Source organism: Streptomyces sp. C10-9-1 (genome assembly GCF_024497955.1).
In the GTDB taxonomy this organism is placed as follows: Bacteria; Actinomycetota; Actinomycetes; order Streptomycetales; family Streptomycetaceae; genus Streptomyces; species Streptomyces sanyensis.
In genome coordinates this window covers 151,783-176,338 of record NZ_JANHKP010000005.1, presented here as the reverse complement: position 1 = coordinate 176,338, position 24,556 = coordinate 151,783, and the positions used below count along the sequence as shown (strand labels likewise).

At 75.7% G+C, this 24,556-nt stretch carries 23 protein-coding genes; 11 read left to right on the top strand and 12 right to left on the bottom strand.

Annotated features, from left to right (window positions below; genetic code table 11):
- Nucleotides 1–80: 80 nt before the first annotated feature.
- Entirely contained in the window at nucleotides 81–719 is a 639-nt protein-coding gene (locus tag NPS70_RS08905) for a CBS domain-containing protein (protein WP_256523537.1), read from the top strand.
- Nucleotides 720–740: 21 nt separating this feature from the next.
- On the opposite strand, the gene NPS70_RS08900 is transcribed toward NPS70_RS08905, so the two are convergent.
- Complete coding sequence (locus tag NPS70_RS08900) at nucleotides 741–1,649, bottom strand: universal stress protein (protein ID WP_256523536.1); 909 nt, start codon at nucleotides 1,647–1,649, stop codon at nucleotides 741–743.
- A 154-nt stretch (nucleotides 1,650–1,803) separates the two neighbouring features.
- Here NPS70_RS08900 and NPS70_RS08895 point away from each other — a divergent pair, with 154 nt between their 5' ends.
- Nucleotides 1,804–2,793: a nitroreductase gene (locus tag NPS70_RS08895; RefSeq protein ID WP_256523535.1), complete on the top strand. Its 990-nt coding sequence runs from the start codon at nucleotides 1,804–1,806 to the stop codon at nucleotides 2,791–2,793.
- A 160-nt stretch (nucleotides 2,794–2,953) separates the two neighbouring features.
- On the opposite strand, the gene NPS70_RS08890 is transcribed toward NPS70_RS08895, so the two are convergent.
- The 3 genes from NPS70_RS08890 to NPS70_RS08880 all read right to left on the bottom strand — a co-directional run bounded on the left by NPS70_RS08890 (nucleotide 2,954) and on the right by NPS70_RS08880 (nucleotide 6,740).
- Nucleotides 2,954–3,649, bottom strand: coding sequence for a CBS domain-containing protein (locus tag NPS70_RS08890; RefSeq protein WP_256523534.1), 696 nt, complete (start codon nucleotides 3,647–3,649; stop codon nucleotides 2,954–2,956).
- A gap of 207 nt (nucleotides 3,650–3,856) precedes the next feature.
- On the bottom strand, nucleotides 3,857–5,608 hold the full coding sequence (locus tag NPS70_RS08885; protein WP_256523533.1) for a GAF domain-containing protein: 1,752 nt from the start codon (nucleotides 5,606–5,608) through the stop codon (nucleotides 3,857–3,859).
- 220 nt (nucleotides 5,609–5,828) lie between these two features.
- A complete protein-coding gene (locus NPS70_RS08880; protein ID WP_256523532.1) occupies nucleotides 5,829–6,740 on the bottom strand; it encodes a universal stress protein in 912 nt (303 codons plus the stop codon).
- Between the two features lie 228 nt (nucleotides 6,741–6,968).
- On the opposite strand from NPS70_RS08880, the gene NPS70_RS08875 reads away from it, so the two are divergent.
- The gene (locus tag NPS70_RS08875; protein ID WP_256523531.1) at nucleotides 6,969–7,661 is read left to right on the top strand and encodes a response regulator transcription factor; all 693 of its coding nucleotides are present in this window, start codon (nucleotides 6,969–6,971) and stop codon (nucleotides 7,659–7,661) included.
- A gap of 151 nt (nucleotides 7,662–7,812) precedes the next feature.
- Nucleotides 7,813–8,196, top strand: a complete 384-nt coding sequence (locus NPS70_RS08870; RefSeq protein ID WP_256523530.1) for an SH3 domain-containing protein — start codon at nucleotides 7,813–7,815, stop codon at nucleotides 8,194–8,196.
- Nucleotides 8,197–8,241: 45 nt separating this feature from the next.
- Here NPS70_RS08870 and NPS70_RS08865 read toward each other — a convergent pair whose 3' ends face one another.
- Nucleotides 8,242–9,720: a glutamate-cysteine ligase family protein gene (locus NPS70_RS08865; RefSeq protein WP_256523529.1), complete on the bottom strand. Its 1,479-nt coding sequence runs from the start codon at nucleotides 9,718–9,720 to the stop codon at nucleotides 8,242–8,244.
- Between the two features lie 167 nt (nucleotides 9,721–9,887).
- The gene (locus NPS70_RS08860; RefSeq protein WP_256523528.1) at nucleotides 9,888–10,403 is read right to left on the bottom strand and encodes a DUF664 domain-containing protein; all 516 of its coding nucleotides are present in this window, start codon (nucleotides 10,401–10,403) and stop codon (nucleotides 9,888–9,890) included.
- A gap of 583 nt (nucleotides 10,404–10,986) precedes the next feature.
- Between NPS70_RS08860 and tgmA the strand changes: the two genes are divergently transcribed.
- Nucleotides 10,987–11,178 carry a putative ATP-grasp-modified RiPP gene (gene tgmA / locus NPS70_RS08855; protein ID WP_256523527.1) on the top strand — a complete coding sequence of 64 codons (192 nt, stop codon included), beginning with the start codon at nucleotides 10,987–10,989 and terminating at the stop codon, nucleotides 11,176–11,178.
- Nucleotides 11,179–11,274: 96 nt separating this feature from the next.
- Complete coding sequence (gene tgmB, locus NPS70_RS08850) at nucleotides 11,275–12,207, top strand: ATP-grasp ribosomal peptide maturase (protein ID WP_256523526.1); 933 nt, start codon at nucleotides 11,275–11,277, stop codon at nucleotides 12,205–12,207.
- An 88-nt stretch (nucleotides 12,208–12,295) separates the two neighbouring features.
- On the opposite strand, the gene NPS70_RS08845 is transcribed toward tgmB, so the two are convergent.
- Together NPS70_RS08845 and NPS70_RS08840 are read right to left on the bottom strand one after the other, a co-directional pair.
- Nucleotides 12,296–12,694, bottom strand: coding sequence for a DUF1992 domain-containing protein (locus NPS70_RS08845; protein WP_256523525.1), 399 nt, complete (start codon nucleotides 12,692–12,694; stop codon nucleotides 12,296–12,298).
- A 65-nt stretch (nucleotides 12,695–12,759) separates the two neighbouring features.
- A complete protein-coding gene (locus NPS70_RS08840) occupies nucleotides 12,760–14,802 on the bottom strand; it encodes a neutral/alkaline ceramidase (RefSeq protein WP_256523524.1) in 2,043 nt (680 codons plus the stop codon).
- 187 nt (nucleotides 14,803–14,989) lie between these two features.
- Between NPS70_RS08840 and NPS70_RS08835 the strand changes: the two genes are divergently transcribed.
- Complete coding sequence (locus NPS70_RS08835; RefSeq protein ID WP_256523523.1) at nucleotides 14,990–16,159, top strand: AraC family transcriptional regulator; 1,170 nt, start codon at nucleotides 14,990–14,992, stop codon at nucleotides 16,157–16,159.
- Here NPS70_RS08835 and NPS70_RS08830 read toward each other — a convergent pair.
- Together NPS70_RS08830 and NPS70_RS08825 are read right to left on the bottom strand one after the other, a co-directional pair.
- The gene (locus NPS70_RS08830; RefSeq protein ID WP_256523522.1) at nucleotides 16,110–16,766 is read right to left on the bottom strand and encodes a beta-glucanase; all 657 of its coding nucleotides are present in this window, start codon (nucleotides 16,764–16,766) and stop codon (nucleotides 16,110–16,112) included. The genes NPS70_RS08835 and NPS70_RS08830 overlap by 50 nt on opposite strands.
- A gap of 358 nt (nucleotides 16,767–17,124) precedes the next feature.
- Complete coding sequence (locus NPS70_RS08825) at nucleotides 17,125–18,537, bottom strand: NAD(P)/FAD-dependent oxidoreductase (RefSeq protein WP_256523521.1); 1,413 nt, start codon at nucleotides 18,535–18,537, stop codon at nucleotides 17,125–17,127.
- Nucleotides 18,538–18,892: 355 nt separating this feature from the next.
- Between NPS70_RS08825 and NPS70_RS08820 the strand changes: the two genes are divergently transcribed.
- The 3 genes from NPS70_RS08820 (at nucleotide 18,893) to NPS70_RS08810 (ending at nucleotide 22,894) form a co-directional block, all read left to right on the top strand.
- Nucleotides 18,893–19,729 (top strand): PP2C family protein-serine/threonine phosphatase, encoded by an 837-nt coding sequence (locus NPS70_RS08820; protein WP_256523520.1) that lies wholly within the window; start codon nucleotides 18,893–18,895, stop codon nucleotides 19,727–19,729.
- A gap of 115 nt (nucleotides 19,730–19,844) precedes the next feature.
- A complete protein-coding gene (locus NPS70_RS08815) occupies nucleotides 19,845–20,861 on the top strand; it encodes an MASE1 domain-containing protein (protein ID WP_256523519.1) in 1,017 nt (338 codons plus the stop codon).
- Nucleotides 20,862–21,361: 500 nt separating this feature from the next.
- Nucleotides 21,362–22,894, top strand: a complete 1,533-nt coding sequence (locus NPS70_RS08810) for a SulP family inorganic anion transporter (RefSeq protein ID WP_256523518.1) — start codon at nucleotides 21,362–21,364, stop codon at nucleotides 22,892–22,894.
- A gap of 44 nt (nucleotides 22,895–22,938) precedes the next feature.
- On the opposite strand, the gene NPS70_RS08805 is transcribed toward NPS70_RS08810, so the two are convergent.
- Nucleotides 22,939–23,499: a hypothetical protein gene (locus NPS70_RS08805; RefSeq protein WP_256523517.1), complete on the bottom strand. Its 561-nt coding sequence runs from the start codon at nucleotides 23,497–23,499 to the stop codon at nucleotides 22,939–22,941.
- A 166-nt stretch (nucleotides 23,500–23,665) separates the two neighbouring features.
- On the opposite strand from NPS70_RS08805, the gene NPS70_RS08800 reads away from it, so the two are divergent.
- Nucleotides 23,666–23,944 carry a hypothetical protein gene (locus tag NPS70_RS08800; RefSeq protein ID WP_256523516.1) on the top strand — a complete coding sequence of 93 codons (279 nt, stop codon included), beginning with the start codon at nucleotides 23,666–23,668 and terminating at the stop codon, nucleotides 23,942–23,944.
- 72 nt (nucleotides 23,945–24,016) lie between these two features.
- Here NPS70_RS08800 and NPS70_RS08795 read toward each other — a convergent pair whose 3' ends face one another.
- A complete protein-coding gene (locus tag NPS70_RS08795; protein ID WP_256523515.1) occupies nucleotides 24,017–24,511 on the bottom strand; it encodes a peptidylprolyl isomerase in 495 nt (164 codons plus the stop codon).
- Nucleotides 24,512–24,556 lie beyond the last annotated feature (45 nt).

The following is a 24,556-nucleotide window of genomic DNA, read 5'->3' as shown; positions in this document are numbered from 1 at the left end:
CCCACCGACACTGGGAACTGCCGCGCAGGCCGCGTGCCGGGGCGCCCGCCCCGTCGGCCCGAAACGAGGAGGCGGCTCGAATGCCCAGGTCACCGCATACCGTCAGCGACGTGATGACCCACACGGCCGTCGCCGTCGGACGCCAGGCCCCCTACCGGGACATCGTCCGGCTGATGGGGGAGTGGAAGGTCAGTGCGCTGCCCGTGCTGGAAGGCGAGGGCCGGGTGATCGGCGTCGTCTCGGAGGCCGACCTGCTGGCCAAGGAGGAGAGCCGCACCAGGGCGTGGCCGGGCGAGCGGGAGCCCGACCCGGTGCCCAAGGCCGACGCCCTCTACGCGGAGGAGCTGATGTCCAGCCCCGCCGTCACCGTGCACCCCCAGGCGACGATCGCCGAGGCGGCGCGCATCATGGCCACCCGCAGGGTGAAGCGGCTGCCGGTGGTGAACGCCACCGGGCTCCTGGAGGGCGTGGTCAGCCGGGGCGACCTGCTCAAGGTCTTCCTGCGGCCCGACGAGGAGATGGCCCGGGAGATCCGCGAGGAGGTGCTGCCCTCCCTGCCCGCCGGGGCCCGGCTGACGGCCGAGGTCGAGGAGGGCGTCGTCACGGTGGGCGGCGACCTCCACGACCGGATGCTGGTGCCGCTGGTCGCGCGGGCCGTGCAGGCAGTCGAGGGAGTGGTGGACGTACGCCTGGACCTGCGCGAGCACGCCCCTGCCTGAGTGGTCCCGGGCCGGGTCTCCTCAGCCGGGCGCCGGGGCGACGAGCACCGGGCAGTGCGCGTGGTGGATCACGGCGTGTGCGGTGCGCCCCACCGAGGGCCCGAGCGTCCGGCCCGAGCGCCGGTTGCCCATCACCAGCAGGACGGCCTCCCGGCTCGCTTCGACGAGCGCGCCCCCGGCCGACGCCGAGGTCTCCACCGCGACCTCGACGGCCGGTCCGGGCAGCTCCGCGCGCACGGTCTCGGCCAGGGACTCGATGCGCTCCCGGTGCCGCCCGGCGGCGCCCGACCCGTCCAGCAGCGACACCACCCCGCCCACCTGGGGCACGAGGCCCCAGACGCTCAGCAGGCGCAGCCCCACCCCCCGCAACGACGCCTCCTGGGCGGCGAGCACCGCCCACGGGCGGTCGTCCTCGTCGCGTACCGCGGCGACGACCGGCCGCCCCGCTCCGTCCGCCGGCTCACCGCGCACCACCACGACCGGCACGGGGCTGTCCGAGACGAGCCCCAGGCCGACGGAGCCCAGCATCAGCGAGCCGAAGCCGCCCTGACCCCGGTTGCCGACGACCAGCGTCTCGCCCGGGGAGGCGAGTTCCCGCAGCGCCTCCTGCGGGCCCGAGGACAGCAGCTCGCAGGTCACCTCGAGATCCGGGAAGCGGGCGGTCAGCCTGTCCCGGGTCACGGACAGCAGCCGCTCTCCCGCCCCGCGCACCAGCCGGATCGTCTCGTCGGAGGTGAACAGCGTCTCCCGCGTGGTGCCGACCGCGTGGACCAGGTGCAGCGGCACGTTCCGCCGGTGCGCCTGCGCGGCCGCCCACTGTGCGGCGATGTGCGCCGGATCCGAACCGTCGACCCCCGCGACGATCCGGCCCGAGGCCGTCGACCGCCGTCCGCCCGGGCCGCCGCCCGCCTGCGAGCCGTCCTCGCCCATCTCTCCTCCTCGGCAGCGCCGTCCGCCCCACCCTGCCCGGCTCCCGGGCGACGGGCCAACGGGGCAGGGCCGTTCGGACCCCCCGGCGGGCCCGGCGTCCCTTCCGCCCGGCCCGTGCCCGGCCGCATCCTGGAGCGGTGGAAGGGAGACCGCCGTGCGCGCAGACATCGACACGACGACGGTGGAGCGGCTGGTCGCCGAGGCCGCGACCGCTCCGTCCATGCACAACGCACAGCCCTGGCTGTTCCGCTACGACCGAGGCCGGGCGCTGCTGGAACTGTGCGGCGATCCCGCTCGCTCCCTGCCGGTCACCGACCCCGGCAACCGCTCCCAGCACCTGGGCTGCGGTGCGGCCCTGTTCAACCTCCGGGTCGCCGCGGCCCGGGCGGGCTGGGAGCCGCGCGTGCGCATCCTGCCGGAGCCCGCGCGGCCCGGGCTGCTCGCGCGGATCGGCTTCCTCCCCGGCGCCGGCCCGGACGAGGAGCTGGCGGAACTCCACCCGGCGCTGCGGCGCCGCCGCACCAGCCGGGAGCCGTTCAGCGAGGAGCCGGTGCCCGGGGAGCTGAAGGACGGGCTCAGCGGTGCCGCGATCGCCGAGGGCGCCCGGCTGCTCTTCCTGGACGACGACCAGGTCGGCTCCGTCCTGGAGCTGGCCGAGGAGGCCGCCTACCGGGAGTCGGTCGACGAGGAGGTCCGCAGGGAGGTGGCGCGCTGGATCGCCCCGCTCGCGCCCGGAGGCACCGCCCCGGCTGCCGAGGGCATCCCGGCGGCCGCGCTGGGGCCCCGCTCCTACGACGGCCGGGCCCCCGTCCGCGACTTCACACCCGACCGGCGCCCGCCCGGGCAGTCGGTGGCCGTCTTCGAGCACCGCCCCTGCCTGGGGCTGCTCGGCACCCGGCACGACCGGCCGGCGGCCTGGCTGGAGGCCGGGCAGGCCATGGAACGGGTGCTGCTCCAGGCCACGCTGGACGGGCTGTCGACGGCGCTCAGCTCGCAGATGCTCGAATGGCCGGAGCTGCGCTGGGTGGTGCGGGGCCCGTTCATGGCGATCGGCAGCCCGCAGATGATCATCCGGCTGGGCTACGGACCGACGCCCCCGGGCACGCCGCGCAGGCCCCTGTCGGAGGTCCTGGAGATCGTGTGAGTCCCGCCGCCCGCGGAACGGGCGGGCGCGCGTGAGTCGGCGCGTGTGAGGGGCGCGCGCCCGCCCGTTCCTCTGTATCGCGTGCGCGTGTTCCGGGACCCGCGTGCTCCGCGCGAGGTCCCTCGGGGCCGGTCCGTCCGCCCCTCCCGCCCCCTGCCGCTCAGCCCGGCCGTCCCGCTTCCCGGCCGCTCGCTCCCGCGGGGGCCGTCACCGGGGCCGTCAGCAGGCAGCGCACGTCGACCACGCCTTCCACGGACCGCGCCAGCCGCTCCGCGACGGGGACGAGCGCGGGGTCCGCAACGGCCCCGGAGAGCGTCACCGTCCCCTGGTCGACCTCGACGGTGACGCTGCGGCGCGTCACCGGGAAGAGCCGGTCGACGACCTCCTCGCGGATCTCGTCCGACAGTTCGTCGTCCGCGCGCAGGAAGACCTTCAGCAGGTCACCCCGGCTCACGATCCCCTTCAGCATCCCGGAGCCGTCGACCACGGGAAGCCGCTTGACGCGGTGGCGCGCCATCAGCCGCGCCGCCTGGGGCAGGGTGGCACTCGCGGTCACCGTGACGGCGGGGGAGGTCATCACGTCCCGCGCGGTCAGCCCCCCGGCCCTGGCGCCCTCGCCCCGCAGCTCCGCCGGAGCGGCGAGCGCGGCCCCGCGGGCCCGCAGCTCCTCCTTGGCCAGCAGGTCGGCCTCCGACACCACGCCGGTGACCCGGCCGTCGCCGTCGAGGACGGGGACGGCGCTGGCCTGCCACTGCCTCATCGCGCTGACGACCTCCCGGAACCGCGCGTCGGGACCGACGGCGACGACGGTGGTGGTCATGACGTCGTTCACGGTGTGGGGTGAGCGCGTGGTCATCGGGGTGTCCTTCCACTCCGGGGCGCGCCCCCGGTCCGGACCGCGGGCCCCCTGCGCAGCGGCCGGAGGCCGCGGCCCCGCGGAGCGGGCCGCGCCGTGGTGCCACCGTCGCACCGGCCCGGGCGGGCGGATAGGGCCGGTCGGGCCATTCCCGGCCGCTGCCGGGACCGTTCCCGGGCCCGGCGGCCGGGCCTCGGCACGCTCCGCTCAGCCGCCCTCGCCGGGCCCTTCGGCCTCCGGCAGCGGGACGCGCCACACCAGCCGGGTGCCGCCCTCGCGCCCGGGGCCCACGACGAGGCTCCCGCCCAGGGCGGCCGCCCGCTCGGCGAGGTTCCGCAGCCCGCTGCGGGCGGCCCCCGGCGCGATGCCCCGGCCGTCGTCGGTGACGGTGAGGGTGAGCAGGCGGTCCGACACCTGCACGTGCACGTCGACGGCGCGGGCACCGGCATGGCGTGCCGTGTTGCTGAGGGCCTCGACGAGCACGGCGACCAGGTGCTCGCCCACCTCCCCGCCGGTCCGGGTGTCCAGCAGGCCCTCGACGCGCAGAGCGGGGGAGAACCCCAGGGAGGCCGCCGAGTCCTGCACCGCCCCGACGACGGCGGCCCGCAGCGACTGGGCCTCCGCCCCGGCCTCGTGGCTGCGCAGCCCGAAGATCGTCGACCGGATGATCCTGATCGTCGCGTCGAGGTCGTCCACCGCCCGGTCGATCCGCTCCGCGGCCTGCGGGTGGTCGATGAAGCGCTCCGCGCTCTGCAGCGTCATCCCGGTCGCGAACAGCCGCTGGATGGCCAGGTCGTGCAGGTCGCGCGCGATGCGGTCCCGGTCCGCGAGGACCGCCATCTCCGCGGCGTCGCTGCGCCGCTCGGCGAGTTCCATGGCCAGGGCGGCCTGCCCGGCGAAGGCCGCCAGCGGCACGGCCTCCGCGTCCGAGAAGGGCGCCGCGCCCTCCGCGCGGGCGAGCAGCAGCACCCCGCGGACCGCCTTGTCGGTGCCGAGCGGCACGGCCACCGCCGGACCGGTGCCCCGCCACCGCTCCGCGTCCGGGCCGGTGCGGGCCTCCCGGCCCAGCTCCGCGGTGCGCACCGGTCCGCGCCCCTCGAAGGCGGCCGTCAGGAAGCCCTCGCCCTTCGGGACCAGCACACCCCGGTGCCGTTCGGCGTCCCGGCCCGCCGCGAGGGCGGTGCGCAGCCGGTCGGTCCCCTCCGCGGGCACCGCGACCACCCCCAGGTCCGCGCCGGCCGTCAGCCGGGCGTGCTCCAGGATCATCTCCAGGACCTGGGCCCGGGGCCGCCCGGACAGCAGTGCGCCGGTGACCTCCGAGCCCGCCGCCGACCAGCGCTCCCGGCGCCGCGCCTCCTCGTACAGGCGGGCGTTGTCGATGGCGATGCCCGCGGCGACCGCGAGGGTCGACACCACGGCCTCGTCGTCGGCGTCGAAGGCGGGGGCTCCGCGCTTCTCGGTCAGGTACAGGTTGCCGAACACCGTGTCCCGCACCCGGATCGGCACCCCCAGGAAGGAGCGCATGGGCGGATGGTGGTCGGGGAAGCCGCGCGAGGCGGGATGCCGGGACAGGTCCTCCAGCCGCAGGGGCGAGGGGTGGCGGATGAGCTCCCCGAGCAGCCCGTGACCGCTGGGGAGGGCGCCGATGGCGGCCCACTGCTCCTCGCTGACGCCGACGGGGACGAACTCGGCGAGCATGCGGTCCTCGCCGATCACCCCCAGCGCACCGTACTCGGCGTCCACCAGCACCGTGGCCGCCTCGACGATGCCGCGCAGCACCTGGGGGAGTTCCAGCCCGCGTCCCACCGACAGCACGGCCTCCAGCAGGCCGTGCACGCGGTCCCGGGTGCCGCGGACCGCCTCGATGCGGACCTGCACCTCCTCCAGCAGCTCGTCCAGCCGCAGTCTCGACAACGGGCCGAGGCCCTCGGGGCTGTCGCCCGTCGCCCTGTCGCTCATCGCGCCTCCGGCGGAGTCGGCCGTCCCTTCGCCACTGTCCACCGTAAGGGCCGCCCCGTCATCCCCGGTGGATCCGCGCGCGGCCGCGGACGCGGGGCGCCGCAAGGGGAAGGGGCTCCTCCGCGGCGGGGGTATCCGGGTGAGGCGGCGTGCCGCGGCCGGCGCGGGGCGGGGCGGGGGCCCCGGGGCGCGTCACGCCTGCGCCCGGCCCCCTGCCCGCTCACCCGTCCGGCTGCGCACCCTGCCCGGGAAGGGGCCCCGGCCGGTCGGCCGAGGCCCGCGCGCCGTGCGGCACGACCGCCAGCGGGCAGGGGGCGTGGTGGATGGCCGCGTGGGTCACGGGCCCCAGGCGCTGCCCGGCGCTCTCCCGGTGCCCGAGTACGAGGAGCACCGCCCGCTCGGAGGCGCGCACCAGGCGGTGGGCCGCGCTGCCCGCCGCGAGGTGCAGGGACACGGGCACGGTGGGGAACTCGTCCCGCCACGGCCGCAGGGCGGCGGCCAGGGCCTCCTCCTGACCGCCACCGGGATCCTCGGGCAGGGCCGGCTCGGCGTCCGCCCGCCCGTGCGGGCGGCGGGGGGACGGCCGCCAGGCGTACAGCACCTCCAGCGGCGCCCCGTGCACGGACGCGGCGTCGAAGGCGAAGCGGACGAGTTCGGTGTCCGCGGAGTCCAGGTCGAGGCCCAGCAGCACCGGCCGGTCGGAGCGGGCCGCCACGGGCCGGCCGCCGCGCACCAGGACCACCGGAACGGTGCTGCGTGCGGCGACGTCCAGCGCCACCGAGCCGAGGAGATAGCCCGTGAAGCCGGAGAAGCCCTGTGAGCCGAGGGCCAGCAGCACGGCATCCCGGGCGGCCTCGGGCAGCGTCTCGCCCGGCGGGTCCGGCACCGCCGTGCGGACGATCTCCAGGCCGGGCCGGGCCGCGTGGACCTCGCGCACCGCCACCTCCAGAGCCCGGGCGTGGCGCCCCGCGGGGACGTCCACCTCCGGCAGACCGGTGCGCGGGGCCGGGGCGCCTCCCGCGTGCACCAGCGTCAGGGGCAGTCCGCGCAGCTCGGCCTCCTCCGCCGCCCATGCGGCGGCCGCCAGGCTCTCGGGGGAGCCGTCGACGCCCGCGGTGACGGTATGACGCATGGCGCACCTCCGATCGCCGGGGCCGGGCCGCCCGGCCGGTGGCCGGCCCTCCGGACCCGCGTCCCCCCTCGACGGTCCCACCGCCCCGTTCCCCGGGGGAGGGCCGTCCGGGCCGCGGAGCGGGCCGTCCGGGCCCGGGCCGGGCGGAACGGGGCCCGTTCGGCCCTGTCGCGGGCCTCCGGGGCCGGGTCATCCTCGACTCACGGGCCCGATCCGCAGGGAGCAGCGATGACCGACGTACCGCACTTCTCGGAGCAGACTCCGATCAGGGTCTTCCTCCTGGACGACCACGAGGTGGTGCGCCGCGGACTGCACGACCTGCTCGACGCCGAGCCGGACGTCGAGGTGGTGGGCGAGGCCGGCAGCGCCGAGCAGGCCCTGGCGCGGGGGCCCGCGCTGCGCCCGCACGTCGCCGTGCTCGACGTGCGGCTCCCCGACGGCGACGGCATCACGGTCTGCCGCGAGCTGCGGGCCAGGATGCCCGGCCTCGCCTGCCTGATGCTGACCTCGTTCGACGACGAGGACGCCCTGCTGGACGCGATCATGGCCGGGGCGGCGGGCTATGTGCTCAAGCAGATCAAGGGCACCGACCTCGTCGCGGCGGTGCGCACCGTGGCGACCGGGCAGTCCATGCTCGACCCGGCCACCACGGCCCGCCTGATGGCCTCCCTGCGGGGGCCGGAGGTGGTGCACCGCGACGAGGACGAGCGCCTGTCCGCGCTCTCCGAGCGCGAGCGCGCGGTCCTGGACCTGGTCGGTGAGGGGCTCACCAACAGCGAGATCGGGGGGAGGCTCTACCTGTCGGAGAAGACCGTGAAGAACCACATCTCCCGCCTGCTGTCGAAGCTGGGCGTGGAGCGCCGTGTGCAGGCCGCGGTCATCGCGGCGCAGGCGCACGAGAGGGAGGGGCAGCACCGCTGAACACCCGCCGGGCCCGCGGTTCTTCGCCCGGATTCGCCCCTCGGGGCGATGCCCGCGCGAGCCGTGCGCGGGTCGGCGCCCGCGGGCGCCGAAGGCGCTCTAGGGTCGGGCGCGGAAGTGGGGGGCCGCGTCCACCGACTGGAGTCAGCCGATGATCATGTCCACTGCCCCGAAGCGCCGTCCGTCCTGGCGGGGTCCGGCGGCCCGGGTCGCCGCGACCGCCCTCGGCGTCCTCGCGCTCACCGCCTCCGTGCCCGCCCAGGCCGCGGCCCCGGCGGCGACGCCGGCCAAGCCCTACGGCACGGTCACCGCGGTGAGCGGACTGAACCAGCGGATGTTCCCGAGCACCGACTCGGCGGTGAAGGGCACGCTGCGCCACGGAGCCAAGGTCGGCCTGGTGTGCAGGGTGCGTGCCCAGGCCATCGCGGGCAACGACCTCTGGTATCTGGTCCGCGACGCCCGCAGGGTCTGGGTGCCGGCCCGCTATGTGGCCGCCACCGGCTCCGTGAAGTACTGCAAGGACGTCCTCGTCTGACGGACGGGCGCGGGCCCCGGGCGCGCCCGGGGCCCGCGGGCGCCCTCAGTCCACCGGCCAGGTGTGCACGGGGGCGTTGAGGTGCATGTACTCCAGGTACTGGCCCGTCATCCGCCGCAGCGCCTCATGGTGGTCGACCCGGCTGGACCGCTCGATGCGGTGGTACATCTCCGTCTGCCACACGGCGCCGTTGCGCGCGGTGACGCACCGCTGCTCGATGACGCCGAGCAGGGGCTCGCGCCAGGCCGCGTCCATGCCGGACGCCTCCAGACCGCGGTGCGCCATCGGCAGCAGCCGGCGCAGCACCAGCTCCGGCGCCGGCACCTCGCCCATGCCCGGCCAGTACAGCCCGGCGTCGATCCCGTACCGCGCCGCCGCGTGCAGGTTGTCCTCGGCCGCCTGGAAGGACATCCGGGACCACACCGGGCGCTCCTCGTCGACCAGGGCACGGGTGAGCCCGTAGTAGAACGCGCCGTTGGCGAGGATGTCCGCCACCGTCGGGCCGGCGGGCAGCACCCGGTTCTCGATGCGCAGATGCGGTCTGCCGTGGTCGACGGCGTAGACCGGGCGGTTCCACCGGTAGATCGTCCCGTTGTGCAGGGTCAGCTCGCCGAGCGCGGGGACGTCGCCCCCGTCCAGGGTCTCGGCCGGGTCCTCGTCCTCGCACACCGGCAGCAGGGCGGGGAAGTAGCGGACGTTCTCCTCGAACAGGTCGAAGACCCCGGTGATCCAGCGCTCCCCGAACCACACCCGCGGGCGCACACCCTGCACCTTGATCTCCTCCGGCCGGGTGTCGGTCGCCTGCTCGAACAGCGGTATGCGGGTCTCGCGCCACAGCTCCCTGCCGAAGAGGAACGGGGAGTTGGCGGCGAGCGCCACCTGGACGCCGGCGATCGCCTGGGCGGCGTTCCAGTAGGCGGCGAAGTCGTCGGGGGCGACCTGGAGGTGGAACTGGGTGCTGGTGCACGCCGCCTCGGGGGTGATGGTGTCGGCGTAGGTGCGCAGCCGGTCGACGCCGTTGACCTCGATGAGCAGGTCCTCGCCGCGTGCCGCGAACACCTGCTCGTTCAGCAGCCGGTAGCGGGGGTCCTCGGAGAGGGCGGCCGCGCCCACGTCCTCGCGGCGCAGCGTCGGCAGGATGCCGATCATCGCCAGGTGGGCCCCCACGCCGGAGGCGCGGTCCTCGGCGTGGTTGAGCGCGTCGCGGATCTCCTGCTCCCAGGAGTCGGGGCCGCCGGCGGTCAGCCGCCGCGGATGGATGTTGATCTCCAGGTTGAAGCGGCCCAGTTCGCTCGCCCACGCGGGGTCGGCGATGGCCTCCAGCACGTCGGTGCTGCGCATCGCGGGCTCGGCGGAGCCGTCCACGAGGTTCAGCTCGATCTCCAGGCCCACCTGGGGGCGCTCGACGTCGAAGCGGGCCCCGCGCAGCATCTGCGCCAGGGTGTCCAGGCACGCCTGCATCTTGTTCCGGTACCGGCGGCGGTCCTCGCGGGTGAAGACCAGCGCCGGGACGTCCCGTCCCATGGGCCCTCCCGGGATCCTCGGGCAGACACCCCCGTCTCAGCCTGCCACTCCCCGGCGGTGCCGACCAGTGAGAGGGCCGCCGGGTGCGCCCGGTGACCCGGCGGGCGCACCGGGTGGCCGCCGCCGCCCGCCCGCCGGCTCCCGGCGGACGCGGCGGCCGGGTGCGCTCAGGTACGGGTGCCGCGTTCGAGGAGCCCGCGGGCGTAGGCGGCCTGGCCCGCGTGCTGGAGGTCGTCCGCGACCACGCTGACCAGCCGGACTCCGAGGGTCACCGCGGGCGTCCAGGCGGTGTCCACGACCCGGTCCAGGTCGGCGGGGCCCAGGGTGCGCACGTACTCCAGGGTCGCGGTGTGCACCGCGTCGTGGTAGCCCAGCAGCTCCCCTGCCCCGGCGCGCACGGCGGCCACCCGGTCGGGCGTGTGGCCGTAGCCGGTGTCCGTGTGCGGGAGCGGCAGGTCGAGGCGGTTCGCCCAGCCCTGCGCGGTCCACAGCTGCTCCCGCCCGGCGACGTCCGCGACGTGGTCGTCCTGGATGCGGGTCAGGTGCCAGACCAGCCAGGCGATCGGGTTGGCCCCGGGGCCGGGGGCGGCGGCGAGAGCCTCCTCGTCCAGCCCCTCCACGGCCTCGTGCACGGCTTCGTGCACCCGGGCGAAGGCGTCCTCCAGCAGTCCTGCGCAGTCCACGGCTGCTCCTCGTGTTCCGGCGGCCCGGTCCGGTCTCGGCGGGCCCGGCCGCGCTTCCGGTCCGCGTACCGGCCCATCGTGCCCGTGCGGCCCGGCCGGGTGCGGGCAACACGCCCCGGGGGCGCCCGGCCGGCCGGGCCCCGGGGGCCCCGCGGCACCTGCGGGGCGGCGCCCGCCGGTGCCGCGGGCCCGTGGTGCGACCGGTGCGGCGGATGGGACGTCTTCTTCGCGCCACCCAACAAGGCTGGCGTGCAAGCGGGTTGACACGTCCTCAGGGTGCCGCCGTTCATGGAGGAGGAGGGGTCGTACCGCCGTTCGGCGAGCCCTTTGCGCTGGTTTACGGCCAATGTCGTGTCGTCTGCGTCACGTCTTGGCCAGAACTTGAAACTCCTGAGGCTCCTGATGCGTCTGTCTGGTTGGCGTCGGCGGGGCATGTCACCGCCGGTCCAGATGTTCGGATCTGAAGGTCTTTCGATGAAGAACCTTCACAGTGTCACTCTATGTGTTGAGGGTGTGGCAAAGCTGCCACGTACTGTCACATGAGGAGCCCGAGCTGGTGCGCGGGCAGGGGAGGAAGCAGCAGATGAAACCGTTCGCGTGGAACTACGCACGGCCGGCCGAGCAGGCCCCGGCGCTGGCCACCTACTCCTACGACGCCGCACTCCAGCTGAACGTGCTGGCGGACGGCCGTCCCGCGATCCTGGACCGCGCCCTGCTGGCCGCGGCCGGCACCACCACCTCCAAGGCCGGCTCGGCCACCCACTTCGACGACTGACGAACGCGTACCGCAGATGAGCAGACAGACCCGGGTTGCGGCGCGTGCGTCCGCAGCCCGACACACCCCCTCGGCCCACCGGACGGACGGGGCCCCGTGACCGTACTGGTACTGACGAGTGCACAGGACGTCACCGCGGACCTCGTGGTGGCCGAACTGCACGAGCTGGGCGTGCCGCTGGTGCGGTTCGACCCGGCGGACCTGCCGGGGGAGGTGGCCCTGTCCACCGAGTACGTCCGCGGGGAGTTCCGGGGGTACCTGTCCACGGGCGGCCGCGTGGCCAGCGTCGACGCGTTGCGCTCGGTCTGGGTCCGCAGGCCGGGCGGGGCCGCCGCACACGCGGAGGAACCCTCCGCCTGGCTGGCGGAGGAGACCGACCACGCCCTCTACGGCATGCTCGACTCGACGGACGCCCGCTGGATGAACCATCCGAGCGCGGCGGCCCGCGCACGGCGCAAGACCTGGCAGATGCGCGTGGCCCACCGCAGCGGCTTCCCCGTGCCCGCGACCCTGGTGACGACCTATCCCGCGATGGCCCGGCGGTTCGCCGAGCAGTACCGCCACGTGGTGGTCAAGTCGGTCTCCGGCAAGTCGCCCGGCGACCCTCCCATGGCCCTGCCGACCACGCTGGTGCCCCCGGACGCCGACTTCTCCGGGGTCGCCGCCGGGCCGACCCTCTTCCAGCGCTACATCGCCAAGCGCGCCGACATCCGGCTGACGAGCGTCGGCGACACCCACTTCGCCGCGCGCAAGACCGCCGAGGCGGGGCAGGTGGACGGGCGGTTCGGGGACACCGGGCACAGCTGGCAGCCGGTCGACGTCCCGCCCCAGGTGGCCCGCGCCGTCGAGCGGTACAAGCGGCACGCCTCGCTCGCCTACGGCGCCTTCGACTTCGCGGAGGAGGAGCAGACCGGCACCTGGTGGTTCCTGGAGTGCAACCAGGGAGGGCAGTTCGGCTTCGTGGAACTGGACACGGGCCAGCCCCTCGCCCGGACCGTGGCCGAATGGCTGGCCGCCGAACCCGGCTGACGCACCCCCGGGCGCCCGGGGGTGCGTCAGCCGGTGCGCCGTCCCGGCCGCACGGCCGGCACGGCGCACCGCTCCGCGGGGTGCGGGGTCACTCCCGGGCGCGCCGCCACTCCTCGGCCACCGCGTCGGCGTCGAAGCGGCGCAGCCCCAGCGGGGGCCCCGGCGGCGGCCGGAGCATCGCGGTGGTGATCTTCTCGTTGATCTCGGCCACGATCCGCCGCGCCGCCGCCTCGGTGGGGGCGGCCATCGCCTTCTCCTTCGCGTCCTCGGCCTCCTTGCGCAGGGCCAGGGCGGGCGGCAGCACCGCCAGACCCTCGCGGTGCATCTTCCCCTTGATCCACCAGAGTTCGTCGTACGGGGCCCCGCTCTCCGGCAGCGGCTTGCCGAAGCCGGGGAGGTCCGTGAACTCCCCGCGCTCCGTGGCCTGCCGGATCTGCCGGTCGACCCATGACTCGAAACTGACTCCGGGCGGTTTGCGTTCGGTCATGCGTTCCAGGGTACGGCCCCGGTCCGGGCGGTCGGGAGGGCTCCCGGCCGCCCGGAGCGGCCTGCTCAGCCCACCCGGAAGCCGGCCGTCGCGCCGCTGAACGCGCGGACCCCGCCGAACAGGGACTTCGCGTCCCCGTGGTGGACGATCCGGTAGGTACCCGCCGGGGTGCCGGGCGCGATCCGCCAGCTCACCACCGCCTTGGACGTCCCGGTGAGCGCGTTCAGCCGCACCCAGCGGTAGGTGGTGTCCCAGTCGCCGTCGTCCAGCACCCGCACCCAGGCACCGTCCACCCGGCGCTGCACCTCCAGGAAGGTGCCCCCGCGGTGGAGGTCGTTCTTCGGATGGCCGGTGGCGAACTCCGCCGTGACCGTCGCCCCCCGCGGGTACGCGTCCGCCGGCGCGCGCAGCACCTCGCCGAAGGACCTCCCCCACGGCGGGCTGTCCATCACCACCCCGGTCTGCAGGGTGCCCTGGCGGTCCGAGAGGTCCGGCGGCACCGGCCCGCGGTCCACCGGCCTCCCCCCGCGCAGCGCCGCAGCCAGCTTCGCGTACTCCTGCTGGTACGCCGGGAGCGTGTAGCGTCCGTACAGCGTCGAGCCGCCCTCGTAGTGCTGGAGGTCGTACTCCTCGGGCGTGGTGACGTACTGGCTGTAGGCACCGGCGTAGCCCTGCATCACCACGTCCTCCGGCGGCACGCCCAGTTCCGCGGCGACGGTGCGACGGATCCGCAGGCCCGAGACGACGGTGAACTCGGCCGGGCCCGCCACCAGGTACAGCCCGCCGATACGCAGGATCTGCAGCGGGAGGATCCGCGGCGTCGCCGGCACGACCGAGTTGACCAGCCCGGTCGGCACCAGCGACGCCTTCGGGTACTGGCAGCCCACCAGCCATGCGGGCGGGTCGACGCGGAAGGGCTCCAGCAGCTGCGCCACCGGGCTTCTCATGCCTTCGGTGAAGCCGGGGACGGCCGGTCCGTCCTCGACGCTGCCCGCCAGGGTCGAGGCCCCCACCACCGCCGGGCAGGTGCGGTGCTCCCGTCCGTCGGGCGTGTAGGCGCCCGAGACCGTGACGTGCTCCATGTCCACGTACCGCATCCGGGAGTCCACACCGCCCGCGAGCGGGCGGCCGGCCGTCCGGTGGGCCTCCCGCGCCGCGTCGAGCTGGCGCTCGCCGATGATGCGGGTGTTCGCGAACTCGTCCTCCGTGGGGCCGGACCCGGGCCTCAGGTTGAGGTTCGGCGAGAGGTCGCCCGCGGCCGTGTTGGCGAACGCGGCCACGAACCCCTCCCCGGCCTCGCGCTCCCACGCGTAGGAGGCGTAGCCCTTGTTGTCCGGGCTGAGCAGGGTGTTGCCCTTGGTGAGGGAGGTGTTGTGGGTGGCGAACCAGCTGAGGGCCCCCACGTCGGTGCCCCCCTGGCGGAAGCGGAGCACCGTCATCGACGGGTCGACGGCGTCCGGGAACGCCGCCCGGTCCGCCGCCGGGTTGCGCGCGAAGGCGGCACGCGAGCGGTTGGCGCTCGCGTCGGTGAGCACGGCCCGGCCCAGATGGACGCTGCCCGGCCGCAGGTCCGCGTGGGCCTCGGCGATCGACTCCACGATCCCGTCGACGACCGCGCGGTAGGTCGCCCGCTGGAAGCCGAGGGAGGCCAGGTTGTAGGCGAGGTGGTGGGAGTGGCCCCCGGAGCCCGCATGGGTGTGGGTGGCCGACAGCAGGACGTTGCGTTCCGAGTACAGCGTGCCGTACCGCTGCGCCAGCCGTGCCAGCACGCCCTGCTGGACGGACTGGAACACCATGCCCAGGTCGGCGGTGACATGGACGACCCGCTCGCCCGAGGCGGGGTCGGCGACGACGAAGGCCCGGGAGCGCTGCCGCTGGTGGATCCCGGTGGCCTTCTGCTCGAAGCTGGAGTAGCCCATCATGCCGACCTCGGCCGCCTCGCCGGTGACGTCGGCGAGGCCCCGGCCGACCAGGTACGGTTCGGCCTCGGCGGGCGGGGGTTCGGCGGCGGGTGCCGCTCCCGCGGGAGCGGCGGCCAGGGACAGGGCACCGAGGGCGGTGCAGAGCAGCAGGGAGACCGCTCGTGAGCGTGGGGTGGGGGACCGCATGCCTTCTCCCTCACAGACGGATGCAGGGGACCCGGGGGCGGGCCACGGGTCACGGGTGCGACAGACGGTAGGGCCGGACCGGGCGTCCGGAGAGGGCCCGACCGGCCAGTAACGGGACCTCGTCGGCCACGGCCCCTGTCCCCTCCGGCCCGAGGCCCCTACAGTGGCCGCCCGGAGGTGGTGGCGCATGGACGGCCCCGCGCGCGGACCACGCCCCGCCCCGGCCGGGGGAGACGCGCACCCGGCGGCCGCGCGTGCCGCGTCCCGCCTGCCGGACGCCGCCCCCGCCGACCCGCGCCACGGATCGGCCACCCTCACCCCCCACCTGCTGCGCCACCTCGTCCTGGTCGCCGCCGGGCGCGGCTGCGACCTCGGTCCCGCGCTGGAGCGCGTCGGCCTCTGCGGCAGCGACCTCGAACTGGTCGGCCGCCGGATCTCCTACCGGCAGGCCAGCTCCGTCATCCGGGAGGCGATCCGGGAACTGGGCGACCCCGGACTCGGACTCGCCGTCGCACGCCGGCAGCGCGCCACCTCCTGGGGGCTGGTCGGCTTCGCCCTCCTCGCCAGCCCCACCCTGCGCGACGCCCTGGAGCTCGGACTGCGCCACCACGGGGCGAGCGGGTCGATGCTCGACTACCGCCTCCGGGCGGTTCCCGGCGGCGCGGCGGTCCTCGCCGCACCCCGGTTCAGCGACTCGGTGCTGCGCGCCTTCCTCCTGGAGGAGGCGTTCGGCAGCATCGTCGCGCTGGCCAGGGACGCCCTCGGGCCCTGCTTCGCCCCCCGGGCCGTCAGCGTCCGCCACTCCCGTCCGGCGTACGGCGCCCGGTACGAGCAGTGGTTCGCCTGCCCCGTCGCCTTCGGCGCCCGGGAGGACCGGCTCGACTTCCCCGACGCCTGGCTGGACCACCCGCTGCCCGGAGCCGACGCCTACGCGCTGGCGCAGACCGTCCGCCTGCTGGACGCCGCCCGGGCCCGCGACCGCCGCGACCAGGACCTCGTGCAGGAGGTGGAGGTCGCCGTGGCCCGCAGCCTGCCCCGGGTCCCCACCCTGGCCCGGCAGGCCCTCGCCCGCGGGATGAGCGAGCGGACCCTGCGCCGCAGGCTCGCCGCCCACGGGACCACCTACCAGGCCCTGGTGGACTCCGTGCGCCTGGTGCGGGCCGAGGAGCTGATCACCACGGGCGACCTCCCCTTCCCGCAGGTCGCCGCCCGGCTCGGCTTCGGGGACACGCGGGCCCTGCGCCGGGCCGTCGCCCGCTGGTTCGGCACCAGCCCCTCCGCGCTGCGGCGGTCCCCGGCCGCCCCCGTCACCGGCGGTACACCCGCAGGTACTCCACCGTGTACGACATCTCGGTGACGTCGGGATCCGGCGCGGGGTGGTACCGGCCCGCGCAGACCGACAGGTTCACGATGATCGCCGCACGCCAGCTGCGGCCCACGCCCCGCCAGTCGGAGAAGGCCCGGCGGCCGTTCACCCACCAGGTCACCGACCACGCCCCGAAGGACACCCGCAGGTCCACCCAGGCCCCGGGCGCGATCTCGGGGTGGGTGTAGTAGCGCTGCCGGCGGCGGACGTGGTTGGTGAGCTCCAGCAGGTCGGGGTTGTCCGGGTGGTACTCGAAGACGTCCACCTCGTTGCCGCCGTCGCGCCAGGTCCAGACCGCGGGCCAGGCGCCCGTCTCGACGGGCAGCCGCACCCGGGTCTCCAGGACGTCGCCCGTCCGCAGGTGGAACCCCTGGTCACTGCCCTCCGTGGTGAGCAGGCCCGCGTCCCAGTAGCCGTCCGTGCGCCGGGTGGCCCGGAACTCGCCCTCGCGGCAGTAGGCGGGGTCGTCCACGAGGTGGTCCAGCTTGTTGTCGGCCCGGTTGCGCGGCCCGCCCCCGGGATACGCCCAGGACCGGCCCGCCACCCATTGGCCGGCGGAGGTGAAGTCGGCGGAGAAGTACGGTCGAAGGTTGCTCACGGGCCCTTCTCGCACTGCGCTGGACAGGGGCACCCGTCTCAACGCCGGGCCGCGTACCGGGTCACGGCCGGCGGCCGGGCGGCGCGCGGATCGGGCCGCGGTGCCCGAACGGTCACGCACGCTCCGGGGGCCCGCCGCCGGGCAGGGCGCCGTATCGTTTCGCCGTGCCCGAACGGGCGGCGCGGGACCTCCCGGCGCGCCTCCGTCCGTGTCCCGGGAGCGGCCTTCCGCCCGGGCAACGGCCGGATCCCGGCGGATCCGTGCCCGCCGCGGGCGGCTCCGCACCCCGCGCCGCCCACGGGGCCGGGCGGATCCGCAGCCCCGGCGCCGCGCCCGGGGTGCGGCCCCCGCCGCCTGCTCAGCCCGCCGTCTCGGCCCGCAGCGGCGGCCCCTGGGGCGTGGCCGGCTCGGGGCCGAACAGCACCGCCCGGGCCACCGCGGGAGCGAACAGCGCGCTCACCGGGGCGGTCAGCGTGAGCACCGAGCGGAACGCCCGGCCGACCACCGGGTCGCCCTGGTAGCGGCGCTGGATCCGGTCCAGGTACCAGCCCGCCGCCCGGTCCGCCGCGGGAGTCGCGACCGCCGTGCCGAGGGCGCCGGGCATCCGGCGGTCGGCGCCCGCCGAGATGTCCCACGCCGGCCGCGACGCCTCCAGCAGCGCGCGCTGCACCCGGCGCGTCGTCGCCGCCCGGCGCGGATCCTCCAGCGCCCCGCGCAGCGCCAGGGCCCCCAGCGCGGCCACCGCCATGCCCTGGCCGTAGACCGGGTTGAAGGTGCACAGCGCGTCCCCGGTGGCCAGGAACCCGGCCGGGCGCCGACCGGGCAGGTCGTAGCGCCGCCGCACGTTCGCCGTGCGGCGGAAGCCGTACGGCGGCGTCTCGGGCACCGCCTCGCGCAGCCAGTCGTGGATGAAGGGATGCGGCAGCCGGGCCGCGAACGCGGTGAACGCCTCCTCGTCCGTCGGCGGCTCGTCGCCGCGCAGACCCGACAGGACGACCAGGTGGCGGCCGTCCTCCAGCGGCAGCACCCCGCCCGCGTACACCTGGTCCGGGCCGGGGAGGACGTAGTACGCCTGCGCGTGGGTGCCCAGGTGCCCGCCCTTGTCGCGGTACACGCGCGAGGCGTAGGCGAGGCCCGTGTCGATGGTCTCCTCCGCCGGCGGTTCGGCCCCCAGGCCCCGCAGCCAGTGCGCCGCCCGGGTGCCGCGCCCCGAGGCGTCGACGACCAGGTCGGCGGGGAGGCGCTCCGGTTCCGCGCCGCCCCCGCCGCGCTCCCGCAGCAGGACCCCCGTCACCCGCCGGGCGTCGCCCGTCAGGCCCACCGCCTCGGCACCGGTGACGGCGGTGACGGCCGGGTCGGCCAGCACCCGGGCCCGCACCAGGTGCTCCAGCTGCGCCCGCGACCCGGTGTAGAGGTGGGAGGTCGCCGCGGTGCGGCGCACCCAGCGGCCGTTCTGCCACTGCACCATGTCGGCCGGCATGCCCACCCGCGGCGCCCCGGCGGCGGCCAGCTCCGCCGTGAAGCCGGGAAGCAGTTCGTCCAGCGCGCGCTGGCCGCCTTCCAGCAGGACATGGGCATGGCGCCCCTGGGGTACCCCGGGACGCGGCTCGGCGCCGTCCGGGAAGCGGTCCCGCTCCACCACGGTCACCCGGTCCGCGTGCCGGGCCAGCACCCGGGCCGTCAGCAGCCCCGCGATGCTCCCCCCGACGACGACGGCGTGCCGCTCCGCCGCCCCCCTCGCCGCGCCCTCTCCCCGTGCGCCGTCCAGCATGCATCCGCCCTTCGTGGTCGGTGAGTCGGTCCTGACCCGCCAGTATCCCCGGGCGCCCGCGCCCCGCCGCACGGTCCGCGCCACGCTCCGCCCGTGCCCCGCATCGGCCCGCGCCCCCGCGGCCGTGCCCGGGAGTTCCGTCACCCGGACGGACGACCCCGGCGCCCGCGCCGCCGGGGGCGGTCCGGGGGCCGTTCGCACGGCGGCCCCGCAAGGGGCCGCAGCGCTCGCCCGGCGCCCGCGGGGCCGCGCAAATATACTGGCCCCGGGCCGCGGGGCCCCTGGCCGGCCGGGACGTCCGCGCCACGCCGAGGGGGCCGGGCCAGGAGGAGTCGAAGGTGCCGCGGAGAGGGCCATGACCCGGCGACGACACCCGAGATCGGCCACGGCAGACGACCTGCTGACCGCTCTGGGACGGCTGACGGACCGGGCGCGCAAGAGCGCGGAGAGCCAGAAGGCCCGCGTCGAGCTCGCCGAGGCCCTGCAGCGCTCGATGCTCCCGTCCGCGCTGCCCTCGGCCCCCGGGCTGCGGGTCGCCGCCCGCTACTCCCCGGCTCGCAACGGCCTGGACATCGGAGGCGACTGGTACGACGCCTTCCTCCTCCCCGACGGCTCGATCGGCTGCTCGATCGGGGACGTGCAGGGGCACGACGTGGAGGCGGCCGCCTTCATGGGGCAGGTGCGGATAGGCCTCCGGGCGGTCGCCACGGCCACCGTCGACCCGGGGGAGATCCTCTCCCGCGCCAACGACCTGCTGGTCTCGGTGGACCAGGGGCTCTTCGCCACCTGCAGCTTCCTGCGCTACGACCCGCGGACAGGGGTCCTGGAGAGCGCCAGGGCCGGGCACGTGCCCGCCGTCTGGGCCGGCTCCCGCGGCGACTGCGGGGTCGTCGAGGACGAGACGGGCGTCCCGCTCGGTGTGCTGCCCGGGGAGGTCTATCCGGTCGCCCGGCGCGCGCTCTCCGACGGAGGCGCCTTCGTGATGGTGACCGACGGGGTGGTGGAAGGTCCCTCGTTCTCCATCGAGGAGGGGCTGGACGCGGTCGCCGCCCTGGTGCGGGAGGCCGTGCGCGGGAGGCTGCCCGCCGGCGAGCTGGCCGCCCGGGTGATGGGGGTCGCCGCCCGCACCGACCATGTCGACGACGCCGCCGTCCTGGTCCTGCTGCACGACCCCCGCGAGGAGCGGGCCTGAGTCCCGCCGACCGCCCGGATCCGCGGGCGGGCGTGTGGCACCGGGGGAGGGGCGGTTCGGGTCGGCAGCGCGTGTCACCCCGCCTCGCGGCCTCCGGCGTTGTGTGATGACATGCGTGATCCGCAGCGAGCAACTGAGACGTCCGGCCGCAGAGGTGCTGCGGATCCTCGTGGTCGCCGCCGCCTACTGGGCGGGCGGCCGGATCGGCCTGCTGGAGCAGGTGGTGGTGGAAGGAGCCGTCGTCTCCCCGCTGTGGCCGCCGACGGGCATCGCCCTGAGCTGCCTGCTGTGGCTGGGGATCCGCGCCTGGCCCGGCATCGCGCTGGGCGCTCTCGCCGTGATCGCGACGATCTCCAGCGTGGGCCTCTCCAGCCTGGGCATCCTGGTCGGGAACACCCTGGCCCCGATCGCGGCCTACCTGCTCCTGCGCCGCGTCGGCTTCCGGCCCGAGCTGGACCGGCTCCGCGACGGGGTGGCCCTCGTCTTCGCCGGTGCCCTCGGCGGGATGCTGATCAGCGCCACCTTCGGCGCGGGGACGCTGGTGCTCAGCGGAGCGCTGTCGGGCGGAGAGTTCTGGCCGATCTGGGCGGCGTGGTGGGCGGGCGACGCGATGGGCGTGCTCGTGGTCACCCCGCTGCTGCTGGTCCTGCGCCGCGCGCGGCTGCCGCGGGACCCGAGGCCCTGGTGGTGGTCCGAGGCGGCGGCCCTGTGCGCCGCCTCGGTGGTCGTGTGCTGGGTGGCCACCCGCACGGTGCCCTCGCTGCTCTTCCTGATGTTCCCGGTGCTGATCTGGGCGGCGCTCCGCTTCCAGCTCCCCGGCTCCGCCCCCTGCATGCTGCTGGTGTCCGTGTTCGCGATCAGCGCCGCCACCACGGGCACGGGCCCCTTCGAGGACCGCTCGCTGCTGGAGGTGATGGTGGTCCTGCAGGTCCTCAACGGCGCGGCGGCGCTCAGCGCCCTGCTGCTGGCCGCGATCGTCACCGAGCAGCAGAACGTGCGCCGGCGGATCGAGGAGGCGTGCGTGGAGCTCGCGGAGGTGGTCGACCAGCTTGCGCCGGGCGAGGCGGCGCACCTGTGGCCGTACGCGGGCCCCGTCCGGGGTGAGGAGGGCCGGGCCGCGCAGGACGGCTGACCGGCCGGAGGCCGCGGGCGCCCGGTCCGGGGCGGTTCCCCCGCCCCCGCGGGTGCTCCGGACCGCGCTCCAGCCGTCTCCGTGAGCCGGTGCCCGCCCGCACCGCGCCCCTCGGCCCCCGCGCACGACGCGGGCGGCCCTCCCGCGCGCCGGTGCCGCGCGCCGCACCGGCGGGGGACGCGCCCCTCCAGGCGTTCGAATTTCCCGTGAATACTCCGCGGTAATCGACCCGTGAAATCCATGGCGCATTTTGATTCCCCAAAGGAAGGGTAATGCTAGGGTCAAATATGCGTCGGTGCCGTCGGTGCCGGTCGCTTCGACTCGCCTTTCTGTTCGCATAGTTCACTCCGTTCCTGCTGGTCGAAGGGGTCGAGGGAATTGCGCGACATGCATGTCGGTCAGAGTTCCGAAGTCTTTTCGTCTGCCGTGGCGCCGTAGCTGCCGTGCCGGGCAGAAGAACCGCCCCCCATGTCGGCCGCACAGCGAGGAATTCCGTCTCGATGTCCTTCCTGCCCTCCCCGCCCCCCTTCCCGGCCGACCGCCGGACCGCGGTGCGGGACGTCCTCGCGTCCCTCGTCGTCTTCCTCGTCGCCCTGCCCCTGTGCGTCGGAGTCGCCCTGGCCTCCGGCGTCCCCGCCGAACTCGGGCTCGTCACGGGCATCGTGGGCGGCCTCGTCGTCGGGCTGATGCCCGGCAGCTCGCTCCAGGTCAGCGGACCCGCCGCCGGGCTCACGGTGCTCGTCTACCAGGCCGTGGACGACTTCGGGCTCGCGACGCTCGGCGCCATCGTGCTGGCCGCCGGGCTCCTGCAGGTCGTGCTCGGACTGCTGCGCGTCGGCCGCTGGTTCCGTGCCATCTCGGTGGCCGTGGTCCAGGGCATGCTCGCGGGCATCGGCCTGGTGATCGTCCTCGGCCAGCTCTACGCGCTCGCCGACGCCCCCCAGCCCTCGGGCAGCATCGGGAAGATCACCGGTCTGCCCCGGCTGGCCGCCACCGTCGCCACGGACCCGGCCGCGGCGACCCCCTTCCTCGTCGGCGCCGGCACCGTGGCGCTCCTGCTGTTCTGGCCCCGCCTCCCGGCCCGCCTCCGGCTGCTGCCGGGCCCCCTCGCAGCGGTCGCGCTCGCCACGGCCGCCACCGTGCTCCTCGACCTCCCGGTGGCGAGAGTCGAGGTGCAGGGCCTGCTCGCGGCCGTCGACCCGCCCGGCGTGGCCGACCTCGGCCGCCTCGCCGACCTCGCGGTGATCGGCACCGTCCTCGCCTTCACGGTGATCGCCTCCGCGGAGAGCCTGTTCAGCGCGGCCGCGGTGGACCGGATGCACAACGGCCCGCGCACGCAGTACAACAAGGAGCTCGTCGCCCAGGGCACCGGAAACCTGCTCTGCGGGGCGCTGGGGGCGCTGCCGATGACCGCGGTCATCGTGCGCAGCTCGGCCAATGTGCAGGCCGGTGCCAGGACCCGGCTCTCCCGCGTCCTGCACGGGCTGTGGCTCCTGCTGTTCGCCGCGCTGCTGCCGCAGGTGATCGGCGTCATCCCGCTCGCCGCCCTGGCGGGGGTGCTGGTCCACGCGGGCTGCAAGCTCGTGCCGGTGAAGGAGCTGGCGCCGCTGCTGCGCCACCAGCGGGGCGAGGCCGCCGTACTGGTGGCCACCGCGGTCGCCGTGGTCGTGACCGACCTCTTCCAGTGCGTCGTCGCCGGTCTGCTGCTCGCGGTCGTCAAGACGGCGTGGGAGACGTCCCACATCACCATCGAGGTGCGCGAACTCACCGGCGGCAGGCGGGTGGTGTCCCTCGGAGGCCATGCGACCTTCCTCCGGCTGCCGTCGATCATGGAGCGCCTGGAGGAGCTGTCCCGGGAGCGCGAGGTGGAGCTCGACCTCTCGGGGCTGCGCCATCTCGACCACGCCTGCCGCGTCTCGCTGGAGAACTGGGTGGTCTGGCACAACGGCTCGGCGCCCCGGGCCGTGACCGTCCGGCCCCCGGCCGCCGACCGCCTGGGCGGCCGGACCGGAGGGCCCGGGGCCGCTGGCTGAGGCCGCCGCCCGCCGAAGCGGGCCGAGGCGCCGTCAGCCCGCCGTCAGCCGGCCGCGGAGAGGCGGTCGGGGATCTGCACCAGCAGCAGCCGGCCGTCGGCCCGCACGTTGCACTCCGCTATCGTGCGCTCCGCGGTGCCGACCAGGCCGTCCCTGGTCTCCAGACGGAGCGTCACCCTCAGCTCCCCGAGACCGCTGCGGGGCCCGTCGGTCTCCTCGAACTGCCGGTACAGGGTGTTGGGCCAGCGGTCGGGGTCGGTGTCCTGCCAGAGCACCGGGCCGCCCGCGCCGTAGCGGCAGTGCTGGCCTCCGTGCGGCTCCTGGAGCAGGGAGTGGCTCATGGGCAGCGCTCCGAGCAGCGGTACCAGCCGGGTTCTCAGGCGGTCGTTCTCGACGAGGCGGTGCTGCTGCCACCGCCGGCCCGCCGGCACCGTCATCCGCACGGTGGCGAGCACGAACGGCAGACCGCCGAAGGAGGTCTCCGGATGGTCCTCGCGCCACCGGGGCCAGCCGTCCCCCGCGCCCGCGCCGCGCCCCCGTGGGCCGGCGGTCCGGGCCGGGCGCCCGCCGCCGCGCACGCGCCGGAGGGCCTGATCGTCGTTCACCGGAGAATTATGGCCCATGCGCGGTGCGGCCGGACACGGACTCGGCCACCCCGCCCCGGCCGCCGGGCGGCGCCGCCGCGGGGCAGGTCCCCGGTCCGGGCGGCGCGTGGAAGCCGTGCGGACGGGTACCCGTGGCTCCGTGCCCGACGGCGAAGGGAGGAGCACCATGACAGGGCAGTCCAAGGACATCCGTCCGGAGGGGTTCGAAGGCGGAGGGGGTGATCCCCTGCCGCGGGACCTGCCCGACCAGCAGGCCGGGGCCGAGGACCCCTGGGAGCCCGAGCGGCCTGAACCCGGCGCGGGCGCGCCCCGGGCCGGGGAGAGTTCCGAGGGCGGCGGCGACGTCCCGGACGTCGACGAGGCCGGGGCCGGGCCCCGCCCGGCCGCGCGGCGGCCGGAGGGAGGCATCGAGGACGCACCCGAGCCGGAGGAGCCGACGGACTGAGCCGACGCCGCCCGCCCGGCCGCGCGCCGCGGGCCCGGCAGTCCTGCCGGGCCCGCGTGCGGTGCGACGGGGTCAGCCCTCGACGACGCCGGACTTGGCGATGGTGACCTTGGCGCCGAGGCGGCCGCTGTCGGAGCCCAGGGCCTCGATCTTCCTGACCAGGTCCATGCCCTCCACGACCTCGCCGAAGACGACGTGCTTGCCGTCCAGCCAGCCGGTCACGATGGTGGTGATGAAGAACTGCGACCCGTTGGTGTTCGGACCGGCGTTGGCCATCGACAGCAGGCCGGGCTTGGTGTGCTTGAGCTCGAAGTTCTCGTCGGCGAACTTCTCGCCGTAGATGCTGCGGCCGCCGGTGCCGTTGCCCGCGGTGAAGTCGCCGCCCTGCAGCATGAAGTTGGGGATGACCCGGTGGAACGACGAGCCCTCGTAGCCGAAGCCGTGCTTGCCCGTGGCGAGCTCGCGGAAGTTCTGCGCGGTCTTCGGGACCACGTCGTCGAACAGGGCGAAGACGATCCGGCCCGCGGGCTCGTCGTTGATGGTGATGTCGAAGTACACATTGCTCATACCTGCATCCTGGCATCCGGGGCGGCCTCTTCGCACATCAGGCCC